Source organism: Calothrix sp. CBUCES-K 9914, from assembly GCF_059640475.1.
Map to the genome: position 1 here is coordinate 1 of NZ_JBXXZH010000385.1, position 6,291 is coordinate 6,291.

The 6,291-nt window shown below is 39.2% G+C and carries 3 protein-coding genes; 1 reads left to right on the forward strand and 2 read right to left on the reverse strand.

The genetic code is table 11. From position 1 onward, the window contains the following. The first annotated feature begins 400 nt into the window (after positions 1 to 400). A complete protein-coding gene (locus AC2JBO_RS41930; protein WP_496959547.1) occupies positions 401 to 3,262 on the forward strand; it encodes a caspase family protein in 2,862 nt (953 codons plus the stop codon). 556 nt (positions 3,263 to 3,818) lie between these two features. Here AC2JBO_RS41930 and AC2JBO_RS41935 read toward each other — a convergent pair. Beyond that, the gene (locus tag AC2JBO_RS41935; protein WP_496959548.1) at positions 3,819 to 5,354 is read right to left on the reverse strand and encodes a hypothetical protein; all 1,536 of its coding nucleotides are present in this window, start codon (positions 5,352 to 5,354) and stop codon (positions 3,819 to 3,821) included. Then, positions 5,351 to 6,100 carry an ABC transporter ATP-binding protein gene (locus tag AC2JBO_RS41940; RefSeq protein ID WP_496959549.1) on the reverse strand — a complete coding sequence of 250 codons (750 nt, stop codon included), beginning with the start codon at positions 6,098 to 6,100 and terminating at the stop codon, positions 5,351 to 5,353. Before AC2JBO_RS41940 ends, AC2JBO_RS41935 begins: the two co-directional genes overlap by 4 nt. Between the last annotated feature and the right edge of the window lie 191 nt (positions 6,101 to 6,291).

The following is a 6,291-nucleotide window of genomic DNA, read 5'->3' on the forward strand; positions in this document are numbered from 1 at the left end:
AATCTGTTTATACCCTAACTTCCCCGCAGCAGGGTTAACTTGCCAAATTTTCCAATATCTTGAAGATGTGTTGATCATAGCTGCACCACTCCATCTGAGTATACTATTTTAATCTTCTACTACATATGGGCATCAGTGGATAATGATTATGCAGCTTTTAAATGTATATTTTATAGTAGTAACATTGTATTGAAGAAGTTGATGTAGCACAGGCATCTTGCCTGTGCGTCCGGTCAGGCGAGACGCCTAACCTACCAGAACTAATGACACAAACCAGCAGACCTTGCTCTCGACTGCATAATTCAACTTTGATGGCGCCATAAATATATACATATAGCAAGGTTAAATTAAATACTTATTCTTCGACCAAATAAAAACAAAGAACAAAGGAACTGCTTTTATGTCTGAGTTTTCTAGAAACCTGGCGTTTATTATCGGGATTAATAATTACGCAAACGGCATTTCCTGTCTACACAACGCGGAGAATGATGCCAAAAAGCTAGTTGAAATTTTACGGGAAAAGCATGGATATCAAGTATGGGTGTGCTTAAACGAACTTGCCACCCTTAAGAATTTAAATAAACTCTTAGAAGAAACACTTTTACAACAAGTAACCAAAAATGACCGCTTACTGTTTTACTTTGCTGGTCATGGAATTGCACTCAATGGCTCGGATGGTCCCGAAGGTTATTTAATTCCTCAAGATGCCAAATTGGGTGCTACTGAAACTTATCTACGAATGGCTAAGTTGCAAGAATGCTTAGAGAAACTACCTTGTCGCCATTTCTTAGGAATCCTTGACTGTTGCTTTGCAGGCGCCTTTCGTTGGTCAAATAGTAGAGAAATATTACCTGTATCTGGAGTTATCCACAAAGAACGTTATGACCGTTTTATTATCGATCCAGCTTGGCAAGTAATAACTAGCGCAGCTTATGACCAAAAAGCTTTAGATGCATTTAATTTAAATACAGAGCGCGGTCAAACAGGCAACCATTCTCCCTTTGCAGCGGCATTAATCGAAGCGCTTGCAGGTAAAGCTGATGCTTATCCTCCTTCTACTAATGGTGGCGCCTCTGGAGATGGAGTAATTACTGCTACCGAACTCTACTTGTATCTGCGTGATACCATTGAACCAGAAACGGAAGAATGTAGCCAGCGACAAACTCCTGAAATTTGGCCTTTAAAGAAGCATGATAAAGGCGAGTATATTTTTCTTACCCCCGGACACCCACTCAACTTACCACCAGCACCACCATTAGATGCATCGAAAAATCCCTACCGAGGTTTGAAATCATTTGAAGAGAAACACAGCGAAGTGTTTTTCGGTAGAACTAAGCTTGTAGAAAAGTTACATAATTTTGTTAAAACTCATCCCCTAACAATAGTATTGGGTGCTTCAGGTTCGGGTAAATCTAGTTTGGTAAAGGCAGGATTAATTCCAGAACTTAGGAAAGATAATACTACTCTGTGGCAAATCATACCACCTATCCGTCCTGGTAAGGCGCCTTTACTCGCGTTAAATAATGCTCTGAAAAATGCCCAATTACCAGAAGTCGTAATTCAAAATCCACAGGAGAACCTGGCGAATAGTATTAATGTTTGGGTTAAAAATCACCCTAACTCCAAGTTATTACTATTTATTGACCAAAGCGAAGAAATTATTACACTCTGTCAAAATGAGGATGAACGTAAAGAGTTTTTCCAAGAGATACTCAAAGCAATAAATGCTCATAGCCATAGATTACGGGTGGTACTATGTTTACGCTCCGACTTTGAACCCCAAGTTAGAAATGCTGGCTTAAAGTTTGTCCCTACTGTTCTGAAATTGGGAAATACTGAGTTAAAACATAATTGGCAGATGGGAAGATTTATTGTACCAGCGATGACACGAGGGGAACTACGGGAAGCGATTGAAGAACCCGCAGAAACACGGGTGATGTATTTTCAGCCCCACGAACTGGTAGAACAATTGATTGATGAAGTGGAGGATATGCCGGGAGCATTGCCCCTACTTTCTTTTGCCTTGAGCGAACTTTATCTCAAATATTTAAAGCGACAACGGGATGCCCAAGACAAAGGTATCATAATAGACCGCACGTTAACTCAAGAAGATTATCAAGATTTGGGAGGAGTTATCCAATCATTAACTCAAAGAGCTGATGAGGAATATGAGGCTTTAGTTAAAAAGAATCCAGCTTATACTGAAATTATCCGCCATGTGATGCTGCGGATGGTTGCCCTTGGTTCCGGAGAGTTAGCACGCCGACAAGTCCCGTTATCAGAACTAGAATATCCACCTTCAAAAAATAGTTTAGTTAAAGAACTAATTGAACGCTTTACCAACGCGCGGTTACTGGTTACAGGAGATGATACAGAAGGAAATCTTTATGTGGAACCAGCCCATGATGCCTTAGTGCGGGGATGGCAAAAGCTGCTCTCTTGGGTTAAAGAGGAGAAAAACTTAAGATTACAGCGTCGTTTAACACCTGCTACTTTAGAGTGGAAAAGCCAGCAACAACCACAGTTTCTTTGGAATAATGACCCCTACCTGGATGTATTGGAGAAAGAGGTACTTAACTCACAGAACAACAACTGGTTGAACCAGTTAGAAACTGAGTTTGTACAGCAAAGCATTAAACAAAAACATAGAGATACCCGTTCGCGTTGGGGTATTGGGGTTATAGTGTCGTTAGTCGTCACAACATTTGTTGTATCAGCAGCGACATTTGTGGGAACAATATTGTCTACCTTAACAAGTAAACAAAATGTCATATTTGCTTCTCCTGGGCAAGAGATTCAAGGAACTACAGGCTATATATTCGAGTATAGCCCTTCTACTGTAAGAGACTTCAAACCAAGCGTAATTAACCAAATTGTGTTCGGCATTCCCAAAAAGAAACCATATTGCATAAATGTTGGTCAACTTCCAAATGGTGAAAAAAGGTCTACAAAAGATGAGCGTTTCAATATAACTGCACCAAAAGAACCAGGAGTCTATTATATTGAATTCTTCATAGACTTAGACTTTTCTTGTAACAAACCTATAAATAGGTGGGAACATGGAGAATATAAGAACGTTCCTGAGCAAGCCAAGGTAGGGATTGTTATAGTTGGTAATGTATTGAACATTTCTATCTATAGAGAGATTTTGGATGCTTACTCTAAAAATATAGCTACTTCATACACTCTAACTGGTGATGAACATAAGCGTTCGGGTGGCTATGTTTCTTTAAAAAATTTTCAGTTTGATAAAAAAAAATAGCAGGTCGAACAAGACTATGGTAATTTGCGAATTGGAACAGATTGCTATACACAAATTTTCTCTACGTATATATCGATATACAATACATTAGTACTGCAATGTATAAGTAAATAGCCGCAACACCTAATTAAATATATTGAGGAAAATTCAGATCAAAACCCACAAAAATAATTGGTGTACAATACTTAAGGAGTAAGCGTGTATGGCTACCCACCTATGGTTATGATGAATTTCAATACTTACAAGATTCAGACAAAAAAAACCAAGAAATTTGGGAAAATCTAGGTTTTGAAGTAACAATGCTGCCCAACTGTCACATTCTCGCCAGTGGGCTAGGTGCTGTACATTGCATTCAAAAATACTTAGAGCGAGAATAACAAACAACCTCATGATATTCTTTGCCAGCGCGCGTTCCCGTTCTTTCAACTTTTATCAAAGATTTGATTCCAGTCCACGAGCGGGCTGGACATTACAGATAAACGGACAGGTGGGACGCCTATCCTACGTGATTTAACATTCTTTTCCCCGCTTCCACAAGGTTAGGGGGGATTCAATCTTAAAAACCCAGTGACGTACCTAATTGACGACTACGCCCATAAGCCAACGCCACAACTAAACCAATCAATGCCAACAAAATTAAAACAGTATTTAATTTACCTTGCAGTAAACTAAACCCTAACCATGCCCAACACAACCAGGAAATAATTTCGAGTAACTTTAAAAATACATCCGCTTGATTATTTTGGCGCCGTCGAAACAATTCCGTCAACTTAACAGGTCGAGAATTCCACAAACTGAGAATTGCTGCACAAGTAGTAGCAACAACAAAAACCACTATCGGCATAAACCACGGTTTACCATTAACTAGCAAAACAATAAATAATGGTGATATGAATAACCAAATTGGTATTAATGCCGCTAACAACTTCAATTGACGTAACTTTCTACTATCTACTGGAGAAAATTTAAGCAAGTCTGGCGCCTCTTCTCCAGAAACACAAATTTGTGTTAAAGTAGATGTCAAAGCTTGCCCAAATATCAAACTCATCGGCCAAGCAAAAGTAAAAAAGTCAGCACCATTATTGTGATGTTGTCGTAATATACTTAGAAACGGAAATGTCAGAAAAAATATTTGCAGAAAAATGCGCGAAATTAAATAAGGATTACGCCGCATAATTCGCCATTCTTTGAATAAAGCAACACGGTAAAAACCACCTGCAAAACGAGTTGCTTCCATCGGGCGCCGTTGATGATGTTTGCTTGTTAGTTCCTGTTGTGTACCTGCGATAAAATAAGAATGTAAGATTTCCACCGTCACCCACGTCAAACAACCACTAATTGTTAGCACTAGCACCACTGACACAGGTTCAAAGAAAATAGCTCTTGCAGGAAACCAAACCCAACTTGAAGCACTCAACAAGTTTCCTGAAGCTAAAAAGTTTTCTAATCGAAGCCATATCGATTTTGTACTGCCACTACTATCTTGTAGAATATTAGGTAACTGAGAACTCAAGTATAATGTAAGTGGAAATAAAGCTGTTATAACTTGAGCAACAGTCCGCGCGCGCTTTGCACCCATCACACGAACTAGCAATAACACAAACAGCATTGCCAAACTGGTGGCGCCTAAGCTAATACCAATCAAAGCCGGGTAAAGCCCTAAAAGTTGTGGTAGACCGAATAATACAGCAATTAAACTTATAGGAACAACAAATAAACAACAACTCAAAAAAGTTTTTAAAGCAATTGCCAACACCCGACTTGCAAAAATTACCTTACTTGAAATTGGCGATGATACAAGTAAATCCAAATCACCGCGTTCAAATAAAATTATCAAGCTACTTCTCATCGCTTGGATAAAACCATAATAAAATCCAAACAACCAAGCTACCACCGCAATCCACAAAGCAGAATCTGGTATAGTATGAAAAGATAAAGCCTCTCGAAGACTAGCTAATGTAGACCATACCCAACTTAAAACCAAAATTGCCAATATACCTAGACTAAATATTAGTAATGGTCTAATAGTAATATCACGCCACCATAAACGTAATTCATGACGTATAATCCAAGGTAATGTCCCTACTTTCATACAACACCCTTAGCATCATTATTTTGAGTCAATTCTAAAAAGACCGTCTCCAAACTACCCCCTGCCTCACCGCTTTGGGTTCTAAGCTCGTCCAGAGTACCTTCAGCAATTAATTGTCCATGATTAATAATTCCAATTCGTTGCGCCATACGCTCGGCAATTTCCATGATATGGGTAGTTAAAATTACCGTATTCCCTTCTGTTACGTAGTCAGCAAGCATATTCTTAACTATCCGAGAAGCTGCCGCATCCAACCCTGTTAAGGGTTCATCTAAGATAATAATTCTCGGTTGATGAATTAAAGCCGCTGCTAAAGCAAGTTTTTGCTTCATCCCGCGCGAAAAGGTTTCACTAAAATCTCCTCTATTATCCCACAAATTTAATTGTTGAAGCAAATTTGTAGCTCTATCTTGAGCAACTTTTGTAGGAATTCCCCAAAGTCCGGCGATAAACTCCAAATACTCCATCGGACGTAACTTATTATAGAGTAGCGGCTCATCAGGTAAATATGCTAAAAGTTGTTTTGCTTTTTGAGGCGCCCGCTTAATACTATGTCCCAAAATTATCACATCACCGTCCGAGGGTTGCAGTAACCCCGCTATCATCCGTAGAGTCGTGGTTTTTCCTGCACCGTTGGCGCCTAAAAGAGCATAAAAAGAACCTTCCCGAATGGACAAGCTAAGATTGTTCACAGCTTGGTGCGAACCGTAACGCTTACTAAGATGAGAAAGTTGAAGTGCGTCCATATACAACTGTGATTTTAAATTCACATTGAATTAATAGTGATCTACAATAGCCTGAAATAAAATTACGGAAACCATCTTGAACTCTTACCTAAGAGGTACAACGATTTTGATCCCCCTACGGTGTACACACAAGTCTCTAAAAGTTACTTTTCTTCTCTTTACTTTGCGCCTTTGCGTACTTTGCGGTTAAT

Coding starts and splice junctions, on each gene's coding strand:
- AC2JBO_RS41940 (WP_496959549.1), bottom strand. CDS start 6,100: ATGGACGCACTTCAACTTTCTCATCTTAGTAAGCGTTACGGTTCGCAC.
- AC2JBO_RS41935 (WP_496959548.1), bottom strand. CDS start 5,354: ATGAAAGTAGGGACATTACCTTGGATTATACGTCATGAATTACGTTTA.
- AC2JBO_RS41930 (WP_496959547.1), top strand. CDS start 401: ATGTCTGAGTTTTCTAGAAACCTGGCGTTTATTATCGGGATTAATAAT.